Raw genomic sequence first — 22,225 nt, forward strand, 5'->3', positions numbered from 1 at the left:
AATATGTCGGTCAGACTGATTGCCCACGCCCTGATTCAGCACAATCAAGCCTATCTTGTCCTCAAACGCTCTACTATCAAACGAGGACAGGCAAATGTCTACCCCCCCCCCCCGCATTTTGGGATATTCCTGGAGGTGGTGTAGAACTGGGAGAACTGCCACAAGTTGCAGCTCTTCGTGAAACACTAGAAGAATGTCATCAACACATTGTACTTTCCAATATTCTCTACGAAGATAGCCAGCTTGATAATGAACAGCAGATAGTCTTTACACGGCTAATCTATGCTGCACACTTGATTGATCAAGCTCCTATTCTTCTGGATCCAGAAGAGCATACTGATTATCGCTGGATTCAGTCTCTAGAAGAATTAGAGGGGGAATTGATTGTCCCCTATTTATATCATCTTATCCCTACCTCCTAACGATAGATGAGAAAGTTGGTTCTTTCCCAACTGCTCAGCAAAGAATGACCAACAAATATAAAACGCCTCTTAGAACTATCCTAAGGGGCGTTTTATCGTCTTTTAGTTTACTTTTAGTCCTTGCGCCACTAGTCTGGGAGAGCGAAGTGGGCAAGGTTGGAAATAGGGAAACGGAGTTTCCAACTACCACTTTTTTAATGAAAGGTGGTAGGCTGAAAACCTCCACTGGAGCTTTTCACTCATCGAAGTAATAAAAGAGACGCAGCTGTTTCAGATTTAGTCAATTACAGCTGTGGCTACCTTTAGGTATAAACTAAACGACTATATCGTTAAAATCCTTCTACGTTGGTATAGATTTTTTGGACATCTTCATCATCTTCAAGAACATCATATAGCTTCTCAAAAGTGGCAAGATCGTCGCCTTCCAAAACTACTTCTGACTGAGGAATCATTTCTAATTCTGTCACTTGAAACTCACTTGTGCCAGCCTCACGTAAGGCTACAAGAGCTTTGTGTAAGTCTGTAGGAGCAGTGTATACAGTGATGCTTCCTTCTTCTGCTTCTACATCTTCCACATCCACATCTGCCTCCAGCAGTTGTTCAAAGACACTGTCTGCATCGTCACCGGCAAAAACAATGACCCCTTTGTTATCAAACAAGTAAGAAACTGAGCCGCTGGCTCCCATATTGCCACCGTTCTTACCAAAAGCTGCACGCACGTTTGCTGCTGTGCGGTTAACGTTAGAAGTAAGAGTGTCAACAATGAGCATCGAACCATTTGGTCCAAAGCCCTCGTAGCGACCTTCTACAAAGGTCTCATCGGTATTTCCCTTCGCCTTGTCAATAGCCTTGTCAATGATATGCTTTGGTACTTGCGCCTGTTTCGCACGATCGATAACGAACTTCAAGCCTGTATTCGTCTCTGGATCTGGATCACCTTTTTTAGCTGCGGCATAGATTTCGACACCAAACTTGGCATAAACTTTAGAGTTTGCTCCGTCCTTTGCTGTTTTTTTAGCTACAATATTCGCCCATTTCCGTCCCATAAGGAACCTCCTACATTTTTTCAATCGTTTTATTATACCATAAGATTGCCTATTTGAGAAGATAGGTGCTATTTTTATTAGACAGTTGACATATACAGTCGCACGATATATAATATAACTATACAGTTGAACTATACAAGGAAAGGAGATTAGAATGAGACGAAATCAACATTTACCTCTGACAGAGACCACCTACTACATCCTACTGGCTCTACTTAAGACAAACCACGGTTATGCCATTATGCAGGATGTGGAAACCATGAGCGAAGGTGAGGTCAGAATCGCTGCTGGTACCATGTATGGAGCCATTGAAAACCTACTCAAGTTGGGTTGGATTATCGCTGTACCAAGCACAGATAGTCGCAGAAAGATGTACCATATTACCCCAATAGGAAAGTCTATTCTAGCCCTTGAAACTGAACGAATTCGCAAATTGAGTACACTTGCCAGCCAGTTTGATTTTTGAGGAGGCACCCCATGAAAAAGCACAGACTATTTGTTTCCATTTCAAAAGAAGAAAACTGGATTAACCAAATCCAAGCCCAAGGCTACCGTCTCATCAGGGTTCACCCTTACACTGCAGGCTACAGTTTTGAAAGAGTCCAGCAAGAAGCCGACATTCCCATCGTACGCCTGGACTACCGGCAGTTTACTTCTACTCAAGATTATCTCGAGTATCTCTCTCTTTTTGCTGAATGCGGCTGGAAGCTCATTCCCGGTAGCAATCGCCATAGCTTCCAGTATTTCGCTCATACTGCCTACAGTGAGGATACTGAACTGTTTTCAGATGACGAATCTCGCCAAGCTCTTTATCAGCGAGTGAGAAAACAGGCCCTCCTGTTCTTCTCAATTTCTATGGTACAGTCTATCATCTTCTTTCAAGTCAACCACAATCATTTCCAAAACTTCTGGAACCTTAAAGAACTATACCTGACCTCTGGTCTATGGGAAAAATCCGGCAGTAGCTTCTGGCTAGCCTTTCTTTTTGAAACCCCATTTGCCTTCCTACGTACCATTTTCCCTGCCTTCATTCTCCTAGGAAGCCTAGGAAGCTCCCTCTTTTGCCTCTATATAGCCTATAAAAATAGAAGCCAACACCATCCGTAAGAGAAGAAATAACAGTAAACACTCACAGAGCAAAAGCGAACAAACCAATGTTTCTAATTGTTAGAAAACAGGTTTTGTTCGCTTTGTGTCTATCAAACGGTTCCTTAACTTCTTCCCTCTATTCCCATCTTGCTATCAGTCCTGTGAGTCATGCTCACTCCATACGAAAGGAACGATTCTCTGAATAATGTCTTACACTGATACTCTATAAACATTAAAATCTAAGACTCTCAAGGTAGAGTTCAAGATGCGAATAGGCTTTCACACTCTTAGCAAAAATCGGAAAATAAGGTAACAAAGCTAGCTTCTGATAGACTATCAATGGCATGACCACCTGTCAGGAACTTATCACAACAGACTACAGGAGATAGCCATCTAAATCAATAATAGCATCGTATCGTGCATCATCATGTTCTGATTCCCTATGAGAGATGTGAATCAAGGTTAAATGAGGGATTGCTAACAAGTATTGCTCAACCTGCTGAAATGTCCTATCATCCAATGCTGATAAACTTTCATCCAATAATAAAATATCTTTTTCTTCCAGCAAGGCTCGGATAAGCAATAAGCGTTGCCTTTGACCTCCAGACAGACTACTTTCATCTGATATCACTTCATCTAAGGAAATACTATCAGGAAAACGCTCCTGTAATCCAACTACTGCTAATAATTCCAATAACTTTTTGTCTGATACTGGACTTCCTAAGGTCAGATTATAACGGACACTCTCTTGAAATAGGCGAGAATGCTGGGAAAGATAAGCTATTTTGTTTTGAATCGATCTATAAGAAAGAGTGGCAAAGGATTGATTATTTAACACAATCTCACCTGCTTGAATAGGGATATTCTTTGTCAACAAGAGGGCCAATGTTGATTTCCCACTCCCACTTTTTCCTTTCATCAGATACTTCTTCCCCTTCTCAAAACGATAATTAAAAGACTGAAACAGAATGCGACTGCTCATTTGATAGGTTAGGTCATGAATCTCCAAGGTTTCAAAACGTTCGCTATCTAATCCTTCATTAGGTGAAGAAGGCAGAGGATTTCCCATTATAGGATTCAATCGTTGATGGATGTCTTTCACAGCATGCATGTCCAAAAAAGAGGCTGCGATACTGTTAATAGGATCAACTAACTGCTCTGAGATGGTCAAAATGGCTGTCAAACCTCCTAAGGTTAAGGCACCTGAAAACACTTGAAAACCACCTATTAAAATGGTAAGAATGGTAATGGTATAAAAGACAAGACCGACAATTATTCGCATTGTTGTAGTCGTGCGTGCCAAGCGCTCACCTGCATCATTGATCCGATTATATCGCTCCTTAAGGTCTTTCATCACAGCAGGATAGTGGACACAGTTTTTTATATTCAAGTATCCTTCGAGGATGTCAGACAATCTCGTATTGTAGGTGGCTTGTCTATCTGATATTGCATTTTGAAGCTGGCGAGATCGATTCCGATAGAAATAAGGAATCAGCACTGGTAAAAAAGAGGTGACAATCACAAAACTGGCGGTCGGGACATCCAAACTGAGCAAGGCAAAACTAGCCAGTAAAAAAGAGCAAGCGCTTTGAAAAATGGTAAATAGCGCGTCATAATAATTGTCTTTGACACGTTCAATATCATTGTTCAGTTGAGACATATAGTACCCCGATACATGTTCTGTATATTCGTTATAGTTCTTTCTAAAAATATTCCCCAAAATAGTTGCATGTATCCTAAAGCCAACCTGATTTAAGTAGATAATATTTAGCATCTGCCGCCCATACTCAAAAAAGAGCATGGTCACAACTGTCAGCCCCATCAACAAAATTCGTTCCAGAAATAGGTTCAGCTGTTGCTGTGATAGAGCATCCATCACACCACGATACTGGTAGAAAAAGCCAGTATTCAAAAGAGCGACCATAAAAATACATCCCAATGTCAGCCAAAAATACTTATTTTTCATCTGGTACTCCTACTACTTTATAAATTTCTTCGCAAATATTTTTTGTTGATAGACCAACTGAATGTAACCTCTTTTCCCACTCATTTATCCCGCTGACTATCTCATCCGAATGATTACATGTGACGTAGTCTTCAAAATTACCTATACTATAAGAAGTATAATACGAATCTGGAAAAAATGTGCAGGGTTTAATAAAACCATTCTCACTAATTGTCCATTCAATAACTCCCGCTCCACATTTCATTGTGTTATCCGTTACATTTTTAAAGAAAGTCGAACAGTCTTCTTCCCATGTATGTATTTTTATTAAATCTCTATATTCCTTATTTTTCTTTATCAGTAAATCATAAAACTCTTCTACTGCTTCTTTACTCAAAAACCAATCTGAATCAGTTTTACGTCCTCTTCCCAGACTACTAAGTAAGCCAAATCTAACTTCCTTTACATTATTTTCAATCAAAAACTCAATGTACTTATCAAATTCATCTAGCAAACTATTTCTGACTATATTAGTCACAGAATATGCAATCCCTGCATTATTCAGGTACTCTATTCCTCTAATTGTTTTTGATAGAGAGTTTTTCCCATTCGTAATTTTATCTTGAATTTCTGAAGTATGATGATAGAGAGAGACCTGCACAAAAGAAATTCCCTTTAATTTGTCAATATTTCGTGAATTAATTAAATGTGCCGTTGTAGTTATTGTCACTATCTTATAATTTTCCAACACATACTTTAAAATCTTATCAAAGGACGGATGAGCCATAGGCTCTCCACCTGTTAGCTGGATTTCATAAACTTTTCCTTTCAATTTTTCTAAAAAATCAAGTAAATCTTCTGCCTTTACAAAATTTCTTCTACTGGGTCCTGCCTCTTTAAAACAATGTACACACTCCAAATGACACTTATTCGTTAATTCAATAACTATTTTTTTAGGATAATATTTGTTTTGCTCACCATAAATCTTTACACTACTTTTAAAATCCGTTTCAGAAATCAAATTATACTGTTGCATCTGATTAATTGTATCTTTAATCAAGAATTTTATATCCTTGTATGTGCTGTCATCTACAATTTTTAAAAATTCAGAAGCAATTTCATCTATTCCCAGAGAGTGATTAAGCATTGTCAGTATCCTAGACTGAAATTCATTTAAAATATATTGTTCATCTACTCCCATGACAATCATATCTCTTCCAAGATAATGATAATAATTATTACAATTTAATCCAAGCACACTATGAAATCTCCTCTCAAACAGATACGCAAGTTTATTCATTATGAAAATGATTTTTTATTCAAATTTAAAGTAATTAAACATACTTTATATACTAAACTTTGCTAATTTTATCGCTAAGCTACCCTATCTATAAATCAAACAGCTATCATCACTATAGAATCTATATTCCGATAATATACTGTTAGGCTAAATTACCTTTTGTCTGTTGAGTTCTCTTTGTGCCGCATCCACTTAGAGGCATGCTTTTAATCTTCAAAAGTTTTGACGACAAGTTTTTTAAATTCATTTTTACCATGTAGTATTCCTCCTCTACTCACTCATAATAATAAACTCACGCATAGTATAATTATACATAATTTCTTTGTTTTGTCAACATATTTTTATGTTTTTTACAAAAAAAGAAGAGCTATCAATCCTAGCTTACTTTTGACCTTTCTATATCATAAAAAAGCAGACCTATGTCTACTTTCTCTGCTAATACATACTCTTAATAATCTCCACACGGGTCACTCGTTCACCGTGCATATTATCCACGCGGAGCGCTATGTTTTTCAAATACACACAGGCACCGATGGAGACGGTCTTTTCTTCCTCATTCAGTTTGCGTACAACAAAATCACGCAAGGTTTCACCTTTTTCTCCTGGAATTTTGACACGGGCAATGATGTTGGCTACCTTCACCTTCTGACTCGCTCGCATCACGATATTATCTGAATCGTCGAACTGGATAAAGAGATACTTCCTCACTGCAAATAAGATAGCGACCGACACCATTCCGATAAGGTAGTCTACACTGGAGGCATGCTCAACAATCAACTGACGGGCAATGGCAACAAGGAGCACTTCAATCACTGTACGTGGTGACTGCTTGCATAACATCTTAATAAACTCAACTCCAACTGCAAGTGTAATCGTGCGATTTAAAAATTCTTGTAAGAAATTATCTCCTTGAATCCCCTCTGGAATAGCTAACACTAAATCGCCCAATAAAAGAAGCGACAAGATAAGGAGTGCAATGGCCAAAATCGCTGATAGAATCAACTCCAAGTAATAAACGACTTCTGTCACAACATTTTGTAAAAACTTCCTCATAACCTCTTTTTCACAAGCCTCTTTTCATATGTTTTCCGGTATTCTTATCATCCTATCCCCTCTGTAGAAAGCGGATAGAGTAAAAATAATACATTTATTTTATGCTAGCATATTTTTCAAAAAAACACAACCTATTGGACTAAAAACTTTACAAAAATCCCTAGCCAAAGCTAGGGATTTTCTGTCCATACAAGATATGGGGGGCTAAAGCCACTCATGGATAAAATAGGAACGTAAAGTGACTTATCTCTCAACTATGAATCATCCTTTTATGGGAAGAGGGAAAAAGTTACAATTCTACTTGAGCAAGAAGGGTATCTTTATTCACTGCACCAAGGTTTTGTAAGTGGACGGCTTTGATCTCAGCAGTGTTGGTGAAGGCAACCACAATGGTGGTTTCACGCTCTGCTGATTTAATAGCCTCAAGGTCTGCAACAAGGAGCAATTCTCCTGCCTCTACACGTTGTCCATCTGATACCTTGACAGAAAATGGTACGCCGTTCAGAGCAACTGTATCCAAGCCAACATGGACCAAGACCTCCAAGCCACTATCTGTCAATAGACCGATTGCATGCTTGGTTGGAAAGACACTGGTGATAAGCCCAGAGACCGGTGCATAGACATTGCCGTTTGCAGGATCGACTGCATAGCCGTCTCCCATCATTTTTTGTGCAAATACTGGGTCGCTCACTTCTGTGATAGCCTTTGCCTGTCCGTCTGCTACAGAGTGTACTTCTGCTGTAATACCTTTAAATGGTTCTGCCGAAAGAGCCTCCTCGCTAACCACGATACTGGTTTTAGGAATCTCAAGCCCAGAATCAAGTAAGTCTTGGATGTCAGATTTCAAGACATCTGCTTTTGGTCCATAGACCGCCTGCACACCAGACCCCTTGATAATCAAGCCCATTGCTCCTGCCTGCTTCCAAGCAAGCTCTTCTCCGACTTTTTCAACATCCTTAACGGTGACGCGCAGACGAGTCATACAGGCATCCACATCTGCAATATTGTCACGACCACCTAACAGGTTGATAATCTGCACAACCTGAGAATTGCCATCTGCAACCCCCGCATCTCCAGAAACCGGAGTATCGTCTGCAGTTTCAGCATCATAGTTTCCATTGCGGCCTGCTGTTGCCAGATTCATCTTCTTAATCATAAAGTCTGCGATGAAGTACATGAGAACCGCAAAGAGGGCAGATACCCAAATAAAGTTCACCACATCAAGTCCAATCCCTGCCTTCAAGGCCATTGGTGTACGGGTCAAGAACTCAATATTTCCGAATGAATGCACACGAAGATTCACAATATCAGCCATGGCAAAGGCTGCACCTTGAATCACCGCATAGACTGCATAAAGGGGCATAGCGGCAAACATAAACATGTATTCAATCGGTTCTGTCACTCCTGTTAAGAAAACCGCAAGAGCAGACGATACAAACATCCCTTTGTATTTTTTCTTCTTATCAGGGTCTACATTGCGGTACATGGCAAGGGTCAATCCCATTAGGATACCCGTTGAGCCAATCATCTGTCCAACCTTGAAACGAGCGGGTGTAACAGTTGCTAGCAAGTCGTTATACTGGCTAGTATCCCCTGCTCCTTTGAGGTTGATCAAATCTGTAATCCAGGCCAACCACAATGGGTCTTGGCCAAATACTTGCTGACCTGCCTGGGCACCTGTCATGATTTCATAGGTACCACCAAGTGAGGTGTAATTCATTGGAATCGTCAACATATGGTGGAGACCAAATGGCAACAAGAGACGCTCCAAGGTCCCGTAGATAAACGGTGCAAGGACTGGTGCAGTATCTTGTGAATTTGCAATCCATTTACCAAAGCTGTTAATACCTGTTTGGACGAGAGGCCAGAAGATGGCTAAGACAAGAGCCACCAAGACCGAACGATAGATGACCACAAACGGTACAAAGCGTTTGCCGTTAAAGAAGGTCAGGGCATCCGGTAATTTGCGGTAGTTGTAATATTTGTTAAAGGCTGTCGCTCCAACAAAACCAGCAATGATTCCGACAAAGACTCCCATGTTAAGGGCTGGTTGACCAAGGACGTTGACAAAGTAGTTAGCAACAGGAATCTGCGTCCCAAAAACCGTGCTAACATGCGCTTGGGTATCTGATAGCATATCAACCGTAACCCCAAAGAAATTACCTGTAATCAGGTTAATGAGGATGAAGGCAAGACCTGCTGAGAAGGCCCCTCCAGCACGTTCCTTCGCCCAGCTACCACCGATAGCTAGAGCAAACAAGAGGTGAAGATTTCCGATAATCCCCCAACCGATCTGAGCGATGATATTACCGATTCGAGCCAAGAGTTCAGAATCTGCACTCAATAGGGGGAGGGAATTACCGATACTGACCATTAAGCCTGCCGCAGGCATAACGGCAATGACCACCATTAAACACTTTCCGAATTTTTGCCAAAATTCAAAACTGAGAAATTTTTTCATCTTTATTCTCCTAAACATTTAGCTCTACTTCCAGACCAAAATGATCTGAAATGACCGTTTGATTCTTCCCATTAAAGATAATCTGACTTGAAAGGACTTCCCGCTTCTGATTTAAAAAGATATAATCGATTCTCTTTTCTTCGCCATGACCGTTCCAACCGTCAATGGCTTTTGCTACCGTAATCCCTGCATCTCTTTTTTGAGCTAATTCATAGGTATCGAGTAGTCCGACTCCTTTAATGGCTTCATAATCAGCTGAGGCAGAAATCGCATCCGTATTAAAATCCCCCATTAAGATTTTTAGACGGGAATGACTAGTTCGACTTAGAATCGTCCGAAGATTGTCAGTCAGTCTCTCCTCCTGACAATCTGGAAGATTCATATGACAGGAATAGCAATCAACAAGTTGTCCCCCATAAGCAACCGTAATCCCAACAATCTTCCGAGATAGGATGGAATCTAGCGTTTGTTGCTTAGTACAATAAAACGGATCCACGTCGTAAACGGGTAGTTTGGTGAGAAAGGCGATGCCCTCATCATACTTGCTATAGCCAATATGTGAATTGCTCCAAAATAAGGAATATGGCTCCGAACTTATCTGGTTAATCTTCTCCACCAAGAGCAAGCCATAATTATCTTCTTTTAGATCCTTTGTCACCGCACGCGCCGTCATCAGCTGATTGACCTCTTGAAGGGCTACTACATCATACTGCTTTTCAGCAATCGTTCGTGCCAAAACCTCCATTTTCTCCACCTGATTGTCCTCCAACCAGGCATGGACATTGAGCGTTAGTAACTTCATGTCGATGTCTCCCGACGATTAGTAACTGTGCCAGATATCTTGATTGTATTGTTCAATCGTGCGATCTGACGAGAAGAAACCAGCTTTTGCAATATTGTGAATGACTTTCTTGTTCCAAGTATCTTGATCTTCGTAGTCTGAGAATACCTGTTCTTTCATCGCAATGTACTCTTTCAAATCAATCAAGGTCATGAACCAGTCCTTGTTCAACAGTTCTTGGTACAAGCGCTCCAAGCGCTCGCTGTTCCCCAAGCGTACCAAGTCCTCGCTGACGATAAAGTCAACAGCACGCTTGATGTCCTCATCATTTGCATAGTATTCGCGTGATACGTAGCCAGCAGTCTCATACAAGTCGATAATCGTATCAGAGTCCTTACCGAATGTGTAAATATTGTCACTGCCTGCAAGCTCTGCAATCTCTACGTTGGCACCGTCCATCGTTCCCAAGGTCAAAGCACCATTCAACATAAATTTCATGTTTCCTGTCCCAGAGGCTTCTTTTGAAGCAAGGGAAATTTGCTCAGAAACATCCGTTGCAGGAATCAACTTTTCAGCAACAGTTACATTGTAGTTTTCCACCAAATGGACATTGAGATATGGACTGACTTCTGGATCATTGTTGATCAATTCTGATAGACATAAAATCAAGTGAATAATGTCTTGGGCGATGATATAGGCTGGTGCAGCCTTCCCTCCAAAGATAACGGTAATCTTACGTTTTGGTAGGTTTCCATTCTTAATTTCCAAATACTTATGAATCACATAAAGGGCATTCATCTGTTGGCGTTTGTATTCATGGAATCGCTTGATTTGCGTATCGATAATAGAGTTTTCATCTAGGTCAATTCCCTTGTTATCCTTGAGATAGCGTTTGAGGGCTAGCTTATTGTTGAATTTAATTTCGGCTAATTTGGCATGGACATTCTTGTCATCGGCATAAGCCTGTAATTTTTCAAGTTCTGTCGCATTTTCAAGATAGCCTTCTCCAATCAATTCCTTGATGTAGTCTGCCAAATCTTGGTTAGCAAATTCCAACCAGCGTCGGAAGGTAATCCCGTTTGTCTTATTATTGAATTTCTCTGGATACAGGTCATAAAAGACTTTTAATTCAGAATTTTTCAAGATCTCCGTATGGAGGGCTGCCACCCCATTGACCGAATTAGAGAAGTGAATATCCATGTGGGCCATGTACACACGACCTGTTTCATCGATAATTTGAACTGCAGGGTCTTGATATGTCGCACGGACCATAGCGTCCAACTCTTTAATGATGGCAACCAAGTGTGGCACCACTTCTTCCAAGAAGGCAAGTGGCCATTTTTCCAAGGCTTCTGCCAAAATGGTATGGTTGGTGTAGCCAGTCATATTGCGAACAATTTCCACAGCTTCTGCAAAGTCCAAGCCATGTTTTTCCGTCAAGAGTCGAATCAATTCTGGAATCACCATTGATGGGTGGGTATCATTGATTTGGACATAGGCATACTCTGCGAGGTCATGCAGGTTGCTTCCCCGCTCAAGCGCTTCATCAATCAAGAGTTGGGCAGCATTTGACACCATGAAATATTGCTGGTAAATCCGAAGCAATTCACCGTTTTTATCTGAATCATCTGGATAAAGGAAGAGAGTCAAGTTCTCCTTAATATCTGTCTTATCAAAGGAGATACCTTCTTCAATCAAATCATAGTTAACACGCTCTATATCAAATAAGTTGAGGTAATTTTTAGTGTCTTTTTTGTAGCCTAAAATATCCAAACGGTCTAACTTAGATGTCAAGGTAAAATCTTTAAATGGCACTTCGTAGCTGATGTCAGTAGGAATCAACCATGATTGATCTTCAATCCAAAAGTTTGGCTCTGCTTCTTGCTCATTCTTGGCAAAGACTTGCTTAAAAAGACCACAGTGATAGTTGAGACCAACTCCCTCTCCATTGATACCAAGCGTTGACATGGAGTCTACAAAGCAGGAAGCTAAGCGACCCAGTCCACCGTTTCCAAGTGATGGCTCTGGCTCCACATCTTCTACTTGACTGAGTGATTTCCCTGCTGCAGCAAGTTCCGCCTGAATATCCTTATAGATACCTAGGTTAATCAGATTATTGGACAAGAGTTTTCCGATGAGAAACTCTGCTGAGATATAGTAGACCTTCCGTTTCCCGGTATTTTTGGGTTTAGGTGCTGCTGCTTCTTTGACATAGCTTAATAGTTGGAAGTAGATTTCCTCGTTGGATAATTCTGCTAGTTTTTTAGCGGTATGTGCCTCTGCAAAAGTTGTAAAGTTAGTCATTTTGTTCATTTCCTCGTTGATATAATGTCGTAATTTTCACTAAGAAGTCTTTCTTCTCTTGGGTTAAATCTTCGGCCTTCATTCGCCATTGCCAGTTACCACCAATAGTAGATGGCATATTCATGCGCGATGATCCTGGTAGATCTAAAATATCCTGCATGGTGGCAATGACTGTATCACTGACCGTCGCAAATAGGACACGAAGCATGGCCTGTGTGACTGGCTCAATGGGCTTGCGGTTGCTGTAATCATCAATATATTCCTGTTGTTCTGCTGTCAAGCCATTATACCAGCCATTGATAACATCATTGTCATGGGTTCCCGTATAGGATACCGAATTGGGAATGCAACGGTGTGGGCTGTCGATGCTCTTACCAGTGACATCCTCTAAGCCAAACTGCAAGATTTTCATACCAGGATAACCACAATCGTTCAGCAATTTCCGCGCTTTAGCATCGATATTCCCCAAATCTTCAGCGATGATAGGAAGATCACCCAAGGCCTCCTTGACCACCTTAAAGAGACTATAGCCTGGTCCTGGTTCCCAGGTACCGACCTTAGCCACTGTAGCATCTCCTGCCACCTGCCAGAAATCAGAGAAACCTTTGAAATGGTCAATCCGCAAAACATCATAGAGTTTAAAACTTTCATGAATGCGATAGAGCCACCAGCTAAAGCCTGTCTTTTCATGCTGGTCCCAGTCATAAAGCGGATTCCCCCAAAGCTGGCCATCGGCGCTAAAGTTATCCGCAGGAACACCTGCCACATAAAGTGGTTTACGCTCACTATCTAGTTTAAAAAGATGGGGCTTGGTCCAGGCTTCCACGCTATCTGCCGAAACATAAATCGGCATATCTCCGATAATCTTAATATGCTTACGGTTGGCATAGGCTTTCAATTCCTGCCACTGACTAAAGAAAAAGTACTGGGTCACCTTGAAGTAGTCAATTTGATCTGCCAAATCTTGACGATATTTTTCTAGCGTTTCTTCATTGCGGGCAACGACTTTCTTGTCCTCCCACTCCTGAAGCGCCTTGTTTCCAAAATATTCTTTAATCGCCATGAACTCAGCATAGTCGTTTAACCAGGATGAATTAGCCTTTTCAAATTCTCTAAATGCTGCCAGCTGTTTATCTTGGGCTAAAAACCCTTTTACCGCCATTTCCAAAATCGGACGACGGGTCGTAAATAACCGAGCATAGTCAATCACTTCTGGATCTTCTCCAAAGTTCACTTTCTCATAGTCTTTAACCTGCAAACAACCAGCTTCGACCAGTAAATCAAAATCAATTAAATTGGTATTTCCTGCAATGGCAGAAAAGGACTGATAGGGAGAATCCCCGTAGCTGGTCGTTGTCAAGGGAAGAATCTGCCAATAGGTTTGCCTTGTTTCTACCAAGAAATCTACAAAATCATAGGCTTCTTTCCCGAATGTCCCAATGCCAAATTTCCCTGGTAGAGACGTAATGTGCATCAAGACACCGCTTGTACGATTTGTCATATAGGTATTCCTTTCTTTTCCATTACTTCTTCATTCTAACGCAAACGTTTGCTTTTGTCAACAACTTTTACGTAACAGTGTATTCCTTTGCGTCATTGTAAGGCATTTTCAACACTTGTACGTATAAATATCATTCCTTTTATGGTATACTACTTAACAGATTAACAGAGAGGAGGACTGGGATGAGTAAATACCAAACCGTCTATGAAGATATTAAGAAAAAGATTGTAACAGGGGTATTTCCAGAAGCAACAGGGTCGAAACTCCATTGTGCTAGAGCCACCATTAAGCAAGCCACAATCTCTGTCTGCCCTCAAGACTGTTGGCGAATTGAACCGACCTCATACCCATGATATCAAAACCAAACTGACCAGTCTCTCCATTGTTCAAGGGGAACCCCTCCTGATGAAAGCATTTCATGTAGATGAGCGTGTCGACTTTTATCGTATCGGTCGAACCCGTACCATTAACGGGGAGGCTGTCGAGCATGAAATTTCCTATTTTGACCGTCGAATCGTCCCTTATCTCAATCGTGACATCGTAGAAGGTTCCATCTATCACTATCTGGAGCAGGAACTCAACCTAACCATCAGCCACTCCCAGCGTGAAATCTCCTTTCGTTACGCTAACGAAGAAGAGCGTCAGAGTCTTGACTTAGGAAACTATGATATGGTAGTCGTTGTCACAAGTACCAGCTACCTCGACAACGGCCAAGCCTTTCAATACGGTAGTATCAGCTACCGCCCTGACAAAATTACCTTTACCTCAACTGCTCGGCGTTAAAAATAGGCTGGACTATTCGTCTCAGCCTATTTTTCATCCCTTGTTTAAATGCTCTTGTATCATCAGTTTACCATCTACCATATCTGCGAGAAGCTCCTTAACTTCCAAGTGATCAAGGTAGAAGTCTGTTACCTTATCTCGGATCTCTTGCTCGATGACCCGGCGGAGCGGACGCACTCCCATGACTTCATCATATCCCTGCTCGATCAAGTAGGCTTTAGCACTCGCTGTCACATCCAGATGCATGCCTTTTTTCACCAACATCTGATTCACTTCCGCCAGCATCAACTCGACAATGTCTGCTAGCTCCTCTTTTCCAAGGTGACGAAATTCAATGACTGCATTGAAACGGTTAAGAAATTCTGGTCGAAAGAAGGGTTTCAGTCGCTCCATAATCTCAGGCTGGTCATCTTGGCTGATTGCTCCCTCATAACCAAATCCTGCATTTGACGTTGCGATAATCACGGTATTTTTAAAATTCACCCTATTTCCTTGACCATCTGTCAAATGTCCATCATCAAGGACCTGAAGAAGCAGGGTGATGACTTGTGGATTTGCCTTTTCAATCTCATCTAAAAGGATAATGGCATAAGGATTTCTGCGAATCTGTTCCGTCAAGGTATGCTGGTTATCATCATAGCCTACATATCCCGCCGTTGTTCCGATCAATTTGGAAACTGCTGTACGGTCGCTATACTCTGACATGTCCAAGCGGATCATCGCTTCTTTGGTTCCAAAGAGGTCAAGAGCTAGCTGCTTTGCCAACTCCGTCTTTCCAACTCCAGTCGGACCCACAAAGAGGAAACTACCGATTGGGCGGTTGCCTTCATCAAAACCTGCACGATTTCGACGAATAGCACGGGCCACAGCCTCTACTGCATCATCTTGACCGATAACCTTGGTCTTTAGACGGCTACTCATTTCTTTCAAGCGTTCAATATCGCTTGAACCCAGCTGAGAAACTGGAATACCAGTCATACGCTCGATTGACTCTGCCACATCGTTAAGACTGGCCGTCACTTTAGTGTCTTGTGCATGATCTTCGATTTTTCTTTCCAACTCTTCAATGCGCACCTTGGCATTCAAGGCTACTTCATAATCCTCTTGTTGTACCGCCTTCTCTTGTTTTTCCTTTTCTTGAGCAATCTCTGCTTCGATCGCATGAATATCGGTCACAGGGTGCTGGGCTGCTAGGTGGGCTGCTGTCACATCAAGAAGATCAATCGCCTTGTCTGGCAAACTCCGCTGTGGAATATATTGGACAGAATAATCCACTGCCGCTTTTAAGACTTCATCAGGCAACATCACATTGTGGTGCTTTTCATATAGGTCACGGAGACCTTGGAGGATTTTATAGGTATCTTCTGCAGATGGTGCATTAACCTTGACCTCATTGAAGCGACGTGCAAGAGCTGCATTTTTTAAAATGGTATTGCGATACTCATCTTGGGTGGTCGCTCCAATCACAGTCAGCTCTCCCCGAGAAAGGGCTGGTTTCAAGATGTCCGCAAGACCTTTCGATCCTCCCTCACCCGTGCTACCTGCTCCCAGAATCTGATGAATTTCATCAAAGAAAACAATAATGTTTCCCATTTCTTTCACTTCTGCCATCAGATTTTGGATAGTTTCTTCAAAGCTACCGCGGTATTGGGTCCCGGCTTCAAGCCCTGAAATATCGATCGAAATGACTTCCTTATCTTTAATCGTGGCAGGCACATCTCCATGCACAATAGCTTGGGCAAGGCCTTCGACCACTGCTGTCTTCCCCACTCCCGCATCCCCAACCAGAACAGGATTATTTTTTGTTCTTCGAGAAAGAATTTCTGCTGTTTCTTGGATTTCCTTGTTCCGTCCAATAACGGGGTCTAGTTTCCCTTCTCTTGCTTCAGCTGTTAAGTTCCGACCGAGTCTAGCAAGAATACCATCTTTTTTGAAATGAGGACTCTGTTGACCTCCCTCCTGTCTTTCTACTTGTGGCAACTGACCTGTTGCACGGTAATGGGCAAACTCTTCGGGTGTCACTTCACGACCATTGATTAGATAGCGACGGCTCTCTGTATGGTAGCCTCCCATACGTCCCATCAGTTGATTGAAAATGTCATCCATGTTATTAAAATTGTAGTCATTATGGTTCATATTGATACCTCTTTTCATCATTTATTGACCTTAACTGACCTTTCGACTAAAAAAGAAATGCCGCTTACTCTGTTTGGACCAGTTTTCAGACAAAAGGAAAGATAAGGTTTATTTTGTTTGATGTTTGCTGACCAATAATTTAAAAAAATTATTGATAGTCTATAACACATTGAGCTGGTAAGGTTTCCTAACCTTACATTCATTAGTATACACCATTGGTCAGTAAAAGTCAAGAGATTTTTTTGACTTTTTTTGACCAATTCTTATTTCTACTTTAGATAAGCAAGCAAATCATCTATTAAATACAAAAATAGGACCAAGTTGAAGCAAAACGAACCAGGAGCCTACTATTACAAACGACAATAAAAGCTCTCAACCCTTCTATTATAACATAAATATTTTAATAAAAAAAGACTTGTTTTTTTAGAGAATCGGTGTATGATGGAGCTGAAGAAAGTGGTGAGGATAGCTTGTTAGAAAGGAGAGTAACTAGAATCAAGCTATTGGAGACCTTACCGTGTTTTTCGTGTCTAGTCTTTACATTTAGAAAGGAGCAGGACTATGAAAAAATCTATAATCTTGAGTAGTTTCTCACTGTTATGTCTAGCAGTGACAATAAATACAACAACTATCTATGCAAAAGAAACTACGAATTTGTATATTGAAGCGAATCAATCTGTTGGGAATGATATTCAATTAACTCCAGAGCAAGAAAGTATTTTAAATAATATAGAGAGTAAAGAAAAAGAATATCTTGAGTATGGCTTATCAGAACCTGTTACATTTGATACAAAAAACTATTTTAGAGCTCGCTTAGGTGGTTGGAGTTGGCGAGATGGTTTAATTTGTGTGACAGATCAAGGTATCGGTACCCGCAGAATCAATACTTGGCATGCAGCTATCGTTGCTCCCCAAAGACCATATGTTGTTGCGGAAGCACCAGGGGTGACAGAGAAAGTTCGTTTTAGAAGCGGAGAATGGACAAGTAGTACCCATACTATCTGGCAGATTGGTGTCAATGATACAAGTGTTGAGCAAGACTGGAACGCTGGTCAATGGGCAGGTAACCAAGTTGGAAAACCATACAATTTAAATTTTTGGAATACAAAACAAACGGGTAGTTTTTATTGTTCTCAATTAGTTTGGGGAGCCTATTACTACACTGCTGGAGTTGATTTGAATAAAAGTGATAATGATTTAGGAGCAGCTATCGCTGTACACCCTGGAGAGTTTGTAACTAACTCTAAGACTACTATCGTTTATAGGAACAAATAATCTATGGTCAATAAATCAACAATCAGGAAAGTTATCGTTGCAATACTGCTACTTGCTATTGGAGCATTCCTCTTAATCCCAAGACTCTTTAGCTCAGCACCTGAGCAATTTTCTATACAATCAGATGTGGATTTTTATGTAGTCGGCTATCACAATATTGAAGGTTATAAGTTAAAAAATAATACCTTCCAGAAAGTTTCTGATGATGAGGTCGAGATAGTTAAGGGACAGATCAATCCAGTCCTTAAACGTGCAGAAATTTCCAATCGTTATTTAGTATTTTCTGAAGAAGGACCCCCGTTAGGAGTGGTCGGTAGAATAGTATCTGTTGATTTCAAAACAGGAAAAATCAACTATAATAAAACTTCTGATTATGCTTTTACATCTTCTGGTGTAGGACCGGATTATTATTTCACTTCGGAAGCAAATACCGACGATAGTTTTATTGCAGTTTTTGATGCCAACTTAAAAGAAATAGATAAGTATATTTTCAACGATTCTATTATAACTACAGACTTTTCAAATGATGGAGACTATATTTACTTTTTAGGAACCTATGTGAAAGGGGAGGGAAGTTACCCAACGTATCTGCACCATTTTTCATTTGATAACAAAAAAATACAGCTACAGAATCAAGAAATTCTCTACGACCATCCTGAGTTCACCTATTTTTTCCACGATAGTATTGTTAGAAGGCACCAATTCTATTCAGTTTCAAGCGGCTATCGAATCAATGCTACCAAAGAGAGAGTCGTTTTAGGACAAGTTTTTCACTATGACATGGAATCAGGTCGTAAAGAATTTTTTGATTTATCTGAAGTTGCTCCCGTTAATATTTTTGAATTAAATGAAGATTTGTTAGCAATAGAACACGAGAGAAATGATTCAGGAAAAATCGGTTTCAGTCTATTTAATGTAAGGAATCATACATCACATTTCGTTGATTTATCTCAATTAGGATTATCAGTTGAAACAGACTACTTAAAGGATATTAAACAAATTGACGACAATACGTTATTAGTTTTAGCTGGTAGTAAATTGATTGAGTATGCTATTCGTGAAAATACAATCATGTTTAAAAAAGAAATTGATGCTGATATGTTCCACATCTGGGTAAACTAATCTTCCAAGAAGAGAAGATTCTTGCCCTCTTCCTGAAGATTCATACTCTTTAAAAATCAAAAGGAGGCTTCGTCACCCCGTCAAATCACCTATTTTACTATAGCATTCACTTACGGATATGGGAGCAACTCTGCACTAGATAGTTGCTTCGTTCAAGGAGGTCTCAATCAATGAAATGGAAAAGTAAAAACATGCGATTATTTATTTTAGGATTCCTTGTTGGCTTGTTTGTCCTTCCTTTTTTTAGAGGATATATCGTTTCCTTTCTGGAGTTCCTATTTGGTTAGTCAACTCATCTGACCTATAAGAAGTCACACGCAAGGAACGCAACAACTAATAAAACTATAGACATTTACGAGGCAGGAATTCTACTCCTGCCTCTTTTTTTATAACAACTCGGCTGAAAACCTCCGGTAGAGGTTTTCAGCCACCAAATTTCCTATTTCCTAGCTTAGGCTTCTGTGGTCACTTTCTGATTTCTAGGTAACCGTTGAAACAGTTCCCCGAACTGTTTCAATCCTATTTTCGCTTTGAGTTTTTTACGCCCTTTGTATCTTGTAATTGAACCTGTCTCCTGCTCTCTCCTGTCCATCATGCCTTCCTAGCTACTCCTATCGGTACTCGGCCAATATTCTGCTCAAGCAAGTCGGGATGACCTAGTTGGTAAATCCGATCTGCCTGCTGGGTTAAGCTATCCCATGGCTCTTTTCCGACCCGGCTGACAAGTGGCACTTGCTGCTTCAAGCCCGCCAAATGTTGGCGCCCTTTTTCTGTAAAACCAAGGATATGAATAGCTTCTGGAAGTGGCGTTTCCCTTGCCTGAACGAGGATATACGTCAACAGTCTGCGTATCCGTGCCTTGGTATAGCGCTTGGTCGCAACCTTTTCCAATAAATCTTCAATAGAGGTGGCAGTTTTCACTCCTTCCTTGATACGGCTTGCTATTTCTTGATTGACTTGATAGACCCCTGTCAAATCTGGGTTGGTAAGAATCTGATAGCGTAGGTAAGGAAAGTAGTCTATCCACGAAACGTGCGGTGCCTGCATAATCCATTCTGCACTGGGGCTAAAGGCCTTAACAAAATCTGCATTATCAATTTGCTTTCTTAAAGCAGCTGCTGAAGCAAATTCCAAATGACTATCCAAGGAATGGAAACCCGCTCCTTTTCGTTGAATAGGGTGAAGAGCGATTCCACTTCCTGCAACAGCCTTGGCATAGGCAAGCCCCAAAACATGATTGGGCGTATTGCCCGAAAAAGTCAGACCTGCAAAAGCCTCCCACATAGCCTGTGTTTTTTCAGGATAGCTGAGGCTATCGGGTAGGTGAGCCAAAAAGTCCGCCATTTCATCCTGCTTCTTCTCATAGAGCCTTGCTATTTTCCCATAGTCTAAAGGCTCCTCCGTTCCAAAGGTTAAGCGTTCAATCCCTAGACGAGCCAAAATATCGACCGCCCCTTTTGCGAAAAAGTCTGCCGCTTGTACGCTGACTAAAAAAGGTAACTCGACCACCAAGTCTGCTCCATTTTCAAGCGCCATTTCAGCCCTTATCCACTTATCCACAACTGCAGGCTCTCCTCGCTGGGTAAAGTTCCCACTCATAGCGATAATCTTTACACCTTTTGCTTGCGAAAGTAGATGAGCATGCCCGTTGTGGAAGGGATTGAACTCTGCAATAATCCCTGTAATGGTCATTTTTCTGCTACAAAGAACCAGCGTGCACTCGTCTCTGTTGGCTCCTTGTCCTCAAAATCTGCATAAACCGCGACCTGTTTAAAACCCGCCTGCTCCAGCAAGACATCATAAGTTAAGAGGTCGTAAGTTCGCTCTTCATGGATTTCATCCACTCGACTGAAGCGACCATCTTCTTCCTGCAGAAAGAAGGTCAACTCATGAACGATAGAATGTGGTGGCTCATCCGCATAGGTATCCCAAACAAAGGCAAAATCGTCCGCATTTTCATGGTAACTGTAGCCTGGAAAGACCTCATCCATCTGATAGGTTGAATGCACATCAAAAAGGAAGCGACCGCCCGCAGTGAGGTGCTGATAGACTTCTTGAAAAACCTGTCCCACCTCGACTTCATCCTCCATATAGCAAAGTGAATCCGAATAACACGTCACCATATCAAATTGACCGAGGTGAGACAGATCCAACATATTTCCCTCTAAAAAAGGAATCACTAATCCCGCCTCTTGACTGCGTTTTCGTGCCACATCAAGCATCTCTCCGCTAAGATCCAGTCCCGTCACATCAAGCCCCATCTCCTTGAAGCGAATAGACTGAATCCCTGTTCCACAGGCTAATTCCAGTAATTTACTCTTTCCTTTTGGAAAATGCCTCAAGCTAAACGCTGTCCACTTGTCGTACAAACTATCGTCCATAATCGCATCATAGACTGAGGCAAACGTTTCATAAGTTGCCATACTATTCCTTTCTAAAAAAACTCAGTCGGCTCTCCCAACTGAGTCATACATTGTGTGATCTAATCCCTTTTGATTTCATCGCATACTGTAGCCACATGTGATGAGAAATCACAGATAGTGAAACGGCCGAATCAAACAGAAATAATCTTAGAACACGTATTCACCAGTAATGTAGGTTCTTATAACCACTCGCTGACATCGACCGTCTCAGCTCCATGCCACAATTTTTCAAGATTGTAGTGGGTACGCATCTCTTCTGAGAAGATATGGACCACAACACCACCGAGATCCAAGAGTACCCAACCACCTGCTGAGTCGCCCTCAATTTGACTCGCCATATAACCCGCTTCTTTAACTTTTTCACGGATATTGTCTGCGATTGCTTCTAGTTGACGGCTATTCATTGAGCTAGCAATGATAAAATAGTCTGTCACACTCGTTAGGGACATCACATCCAGTACGACGATATCTTCTGCACGTTTTTCGTCTGCCGCTTTTACAACTAATTCTACTAATTCTTTTTCTTTCACATTTCACCTCATGACTGACACTATAAAATAGATTTTTTGCATTCACTTCTTGCC

General features: G+C 41.2%; 17 protein-coding genes and 2 pseudogenes. 6 read left to right on the plus strand and 13 right to left on the minus strand.

Translation table 11 applies throughout. The features are described from left to right. The first annotated feature begins 3 nt into the window (after positions 1–3). Positions 4–422: pseudogene (locus BVE84_RS05710) on the plus strand (NUDIX hydrolase). A 329-nt stretch (positions 423–751) separates the two neighbouring features. On the opposite strand, the gene BVE84_RS05715 reads toward BVE84_RS05710, so the two are convergent. Next, a complete protein-coding gene (locus BVE84_RS05715) occupies positions 752–1,468 on the minus strand; it encodes a YebC/PmpR family DNA-binding transcriptional regulator (RefSeq protein ID WP_076996104.1) in 717 nt (238 codons plus the stop codon). Between the two features lie 154 nt (positions 1,469–1,622). On the opposite strand from BVE84_RS05715, the gene BVE84_RS05720 reads away from it, so the two are divergent. Together BVE84_RS05720 and BVE84_RS05725 are read left to right on the plus strand one after the other, a co-directional pair. Next, a complete protein-coding gene (locus BVE84_RS05720) occupies positions 1,623–1,934 on the plus strand; it encodes a PadR family transcriptional regulator (RefSeq protein ID WP_076996105.1) in 312 nt (103 codons plus the stop codon). 11 nt (positions 1,935–1,945) lie between these two features. After that, positions 1,946–2,575, plus strand: a complete 630-nt coding sequence (locus tag BVE84_RS05725; RefSeq protein WP_076996106.1) for a DUF2812 domain-containing protein — start codon at positions 1,946–1,948, stop codon at positions 2,573–2,575. 358 nt (positions 2,576–2,933) lie between these two features. Here BVE84_RS05725 and BVE84_RS05730 read toward each other — a convergent pair whose 3' ends face one another. From BVE84_RS05730 to malQ, 8 genes are all read right to left on the minus strand, one after another. Beyond that, positions 2,934–4,523, minus strand: coding sequence for an ATP-binding cassette domain-containing protein (locus tag BVE84_RS05730; RefSeq protein WP_076996107.1), 1,590 nt, complete (start codon positions 4,521–4,523; stop codon positions 2,934–2,936). Next, on the minus strand, positions 4,513–5,760 hold the full coding sequence (locus tag BVE84_RS05735; RefSeq protein ID WP_244157396.1) for a radical SAM protein: 1,248 nt from the start codon (positions 5,758–5,760) through the stop codon (positions 4,513–4,515). Before BVE84_RS05735 ends, BVE84_RS05730 begins: the two co-directional genes overlap by 11 nt. Positions 5,761–5,944: 184 nt before the next feature. Further along, positions 5,945–6,058, minus strand: a complete 114-nt coding sequence (locus BVE84_RS11325; RefSeq protein ID WP_423219710.1) for a TQQ cross-linked RaS-RiPP peptide — start codon at positions 6,056–6,058, stop codon at positions 5,945–5,947. Positions 6,059–6,237: 179 nt separating this feature from the next. Continuing rightward, on the minus strand, positions 6,238–6,855 hold the full coding sequence (locus tag BVE84_RS05740) for a hypothetical protein (protein ID WP_076996109.1): 618 nt from the start codon (positions 6,853–6,855) through the stop codon (positions 6,238–6,240). Between the two features lie 289 nt (positions 6,856–7,144). Beyond that, positions 7,145–9,316 carry a PTS transporter subunit IIBC gene (locus tag BVE84_RS05745; RefSeq protein WP_076996110.1) on the minus strand — a complete coding sequence of 724 codons (2,172 nt, stop codon included), beginning with the start codon at positions 9,314–9,316 and terminating at the stop codon, positions 7,145–7,147. A gap of 10 nt (positions 9,317–9,326) precedes the next feature. Continuing rightward, positions 9,327–10,118: an endonuclease/exonuclease/phosphatase family protein gene (locus BVE84_RS05750; RefSeq protein WP_076996111.1), complete on the minus strand. Its 792-nt coding sequence runs from the start codon at positions 10,116–10,118 to the stop codon at positions 9,327–9,329. A gap of 18 nt (positions 10,119–10,136) precedes the next feature. Continuing rightward, positions 10,137–12,401, minus strand: coding sequence for a glycogen/starch/alpha-glucan family phosphorylase (gene glgP / locus BVE84_RS05755; RefSeq protein ID WP_076996112.1), 2,265 nt, complete (start codon positions 12,399–12,401; stop codon positions 10,137–10,139). Further along, on the minus strand, positions 12,394–13,902 hold the full coding sequence (gene malQ / locus BVE84_RS05760) for a 4-alpha-glucanotransferase (protein WP_076996113.1): 1,509 nt from the start codon (positions 13,900–13,902) through the stop codon (positions 12,394–12,396). Before malQ ends, glgP begins: the two co-directional genes overlap by 8 nt. Positions 13,903–14,136: 234 nt before the next feature. Between malQ and BVE84_RS05765 the strand changes: the two are divergent. Continuing rightward, positions 14,137–14,685 (plus strand): annotated as a pseudogene (locus BVE84_RS05765) (UTRA domain-containing protein); the annotation flags it as partial. Positions 14,686–14,718: 33 nt separating this feature from the next. Here the strand turns inward: BVE84_RS05765 and BVE84_RS05770 are convergent. Next, entirely contained in the window at positions 14,719–16,821 is a 2,103-nt protein-coding gene (locus tag BVE84_RS05770; protein ID WP_076996114.1) for an AAA family ATPase, read from the minus strand. A gap of 561 nt (positions 16,822–17,382) precedes the next feature. On the opposite strand from BVE84_RS05770, the gene BVE84_RS05775 reads away from it, so the two are divergent. Both BVE84_RS05775 and BVE84_RS05780 read left to right on the plus strand, forming a co-directional pair. Next, on the plus strand, positions 17,383–18,096 hold the full coding sequence (locus tag BVE84_RS05775; RefSeq protein ID WP_076996115.1) for a YiiX/YebB-like N1pC/P60 family cysteine hydrolase: 714 nt from the start codon (positions 17,383–17,385) through the stop codon (positions 18,094–18,096). A 3-nt stretch (positions 18,097–18,099) separates the two neighbouring features. Then, positions 18,100–19,218, plus strand: a complete 1,119-nt coding sequence (locus BVE84_RS05780; RefSeq protein ID WP_076996116.1) for a hypothetical protein — start codon at positions 18,100–18,102, stop codon at positions 19,216–19,218. A 591-nt stretch (positions 19,219–19,809) separates the two neighbouring features. Here BVE84_RS05780 and BVE84_RS05785 read toward each other — a convergent pair. From BVE84_RS05785 to rsfS, 3 genes are all read right to left on the minus strand, one after another. Continuing rightward, the gene (locus BVE84_RS05785) at positions 19,810–20,910 is read right to left on the minus strand and encodes a nucleotidyltransferase (RefSeq protein WP_076996117.1); all 1,101 of its coding nucleotides are present in this window, start codon (positions 20,908–20,910) and stop codon (positions 19,810–19,812) included. Then, positions 20,907–21,641 carry a class I SAM-dependent DNA methyltransferase gene (locus BVE84_RS05790; RefSeq protein ID WP_076996118.1) on the minus strand — a complete coding sequence of 245 codons (735 nt, stop codon included), beginning with the start codon at positions 21,639–21,641 and terminating at the stop codon, positions 20,907–20,909. Before BVE84_RS05790 ends, BVE84_RS05785 begins: the two co-directional genes overlap by 4 nt. A 179-nt stretch (positions 21,642–21,820) precedes the next feature. After that, positions 21,821–22,171, minus strand: coding sequence for a ribosome silencing factor (rsfS, locus tag BVE84_RS05795; RefSeq protein WP_076996119.1), 351 nt, complete (start codon positions 22,169–22,171; stop codon positions 21,821–21,823). Between the last annotated feature and the right edge of the window lie 54 nt (positions 22,172–22,225).

This window comes from Streptococcus azizii (genome assembly GCF_001984715.1).
In the GTDB taxonomy this organism is placed as follows: Bacteria; Bacillota; Bacilli; order Lactobacillales; family Streptococcaceae; genus Streptococcus; species Streptococcus azizii.

Excerpts from the sequence above, each read along its gene's own strand:
- BVE84_RS05715 (WP_076996104.1), bottom strand. The coding sequence starts at position 1,468 with ATGGGACGGAAATGGGCGAATATTGTAGCTAAAAAAACAGCAAAGGAC.
- BVE84_RS05720 (WP_076996105.1), top strand. The coding sequence starts at position 1,623 with ATGAGACGAAATCAACATTTACCTCTGACAGAGACCACCTACTACATC.
- BVE84_RS05725 (WP_076996106.1), top strand. The coding sequence starts at position 1,946 with ATGAAAAAGCACAGACTATTTGTTTCCATTTCAAAAGAAGAAAACTGG.
- BVE84_RS05730 (WP_076996107.1), bottom strand. The coding sequence starts at position 4,523 with ATGAAAAATAAGTATTTTTGGCTGACATTGGGATGTATTTTTATGGTC.
- BVE84_RS11325 (WP_423219710.1), bottom strand. The coding sequence starts at position 6,058 with ATGGTAAAAATGAATTTAAAAAACTTGTCGTCAAAACTTTTGAAGATT.
- BVE84_RS05740 (WP_076996109.1), bottom strand. The coding sequence starts at position 6,855 with ATGAGGAAGTTTTTACAAAATGTTGTGACAGAAGTCGTTTATTACTTG.
- BVE84_RS05745 (WP_076996110.1), bottom strand. The coding sequence starts at position 9,316 with ATGAAAAAATTTCTCAGTTTTGAATTTTGGCAAAAATTCGGAAAGTGT.
- BVE84_RS05750 (WP_076996111.1), bottom strand. The coding sequence starts at position 10,118 with ATGAAGTTACTAACGCTCAATGTCCATGCCTGGTTGGAGGACAATCAG.
- glgP (WP_076996112.1), bottom strand. The coding sequence starts at position 12,401 with ATGACTAACTTTACAACTTTTGCAGAGGCACATACCGCTAAAAAACTA.
- malQ (WP_076996113.1), bottom strand. The coding sequence starts at position 13,902 with ATGACAAATCGTACAAGCGGTGTCTTGATGCACATTACGTCTCTACCA.
- BVE84_RS05770 (WP_076996114.1), bottom strand. The coding sequence starts at position 16,821 with ATGAACCATAATGACTACAATTTTAATAACATGGATGACATTTTCAAT.
- BVE84_RS05775 (WP_076996115.1), top strand. The coding sequence starts at position 17,383 with ATGAAAAAATCTATAATCTTGAGTAGTTTCTCACTGTTATGTCTAGCA.
- BVE84_RS05780 (WP_076996116.1), top strand. The coding sequence starts at position 18,100 with ATGGTCAATAAATCAACAATCAGGAAAGTTATCGTTGCAATACTGCTA.
- BVE84_RS05785 (WP_076996117.1), bottom strand. The coding sequence starts at position 20,910 with ATGACCATTACAGGGATTATTGCAGAGTTCAATCCCTTCCACAACGGG.
- BVE84_RS05790 (WP_076996118.1), bottom strand. The coding sequence starts at position 21,641 with ATGGCAACTTATGAAACGTTTGCCTCAGTCTATGATGCGATTATGGAC.